Genomic DNA, 817 nt, shown 5'->3' on the forward strand with positions numbered 1-817 from the left:
CCATTCACGCAAGGCTTTGGCGATGAACTCGGGGCCATTGTCGGATCGAATGTGGCCAGGGATGCCGCGCAGGATGAACAGGTCGGACAGAGCGTCGATCACGTCGACGGCCTTCAACCTCCGGCTCACCTTGATTGCGATGCATTCCCTTGTGAACTCATCGATCACGTTGAGCATGCGGAATTTCCTTCCGTTGTGGGTGCGATCTTCGACGAAGTCGTAGGACCAGACATGGTTGGGATACTCCGGCCGCAGCCGGATGCAGGAACCGTCATTCAGCCACAGACGGCCTCGTTTGGGCTGCTTTTGCGGAACCTTCAGCCCCTCACGCCGCCAGATCCGCTCGACCCGTTTGACGTTCACCACCCAGCCCGCACGATGCAGCATCACCGTGATGCGGCGATAACCGTAGCGGCCATATTGGATGGCAAGCGCGATGATGTCGGCAGTCAAAGCCGCTTCATCATCCGGTGTCGTTGGAACCTTGCGCTGCGTGGAGCGGTGCTGACCAAGAACCCGGCACGCCCGTCGTTCGCGGACGCCAAGCTCGGCAACAACATGATCCACGCAGGCCCGGCGACGTGCGGGGCTTAGAAGTTTCCCCGCGCAGCTTCCGCCAGGATCATCTTGTCCAGGGTCAGGTCGGAGACGGCGCGCCGAAGCCGCGCATTCTCCGTCTCAAGTTCCTTCAGCCGCTTGACCTGATCGCCCTTCAGGCCTCCGTATTCCGACCGCCAACGATAATATGTAACTTCCGTCACACCTATCGATCGGACCGCTTCCGCAACCGATTTGCCCTGCGAAGTCAGAACATCAA

At 59.9% G+C, this 817-nt stretch carries 1 pseudogene; it reads right to left on the minus strand.

Annotated features, from left to right (window positions below):
- Positions 1 to 817, minus strand: a pseudogene (locus HFK18_RS21630) (IS3 family transposase); the annotation flags it as partial.

Source organism: Stenotrophomonas sp. SbOxS2 (genome assembly GCF_013416715.1).
In the GTDB taxonomy this organism is placed as follows: domain Bacteria; phylum Pseudomonadota; class Gammaproteobacteria; order Xanthomonadales; family Xanthomonadaceae; genus Stenotrophomonas; species Stenotrophomonas lactitubi.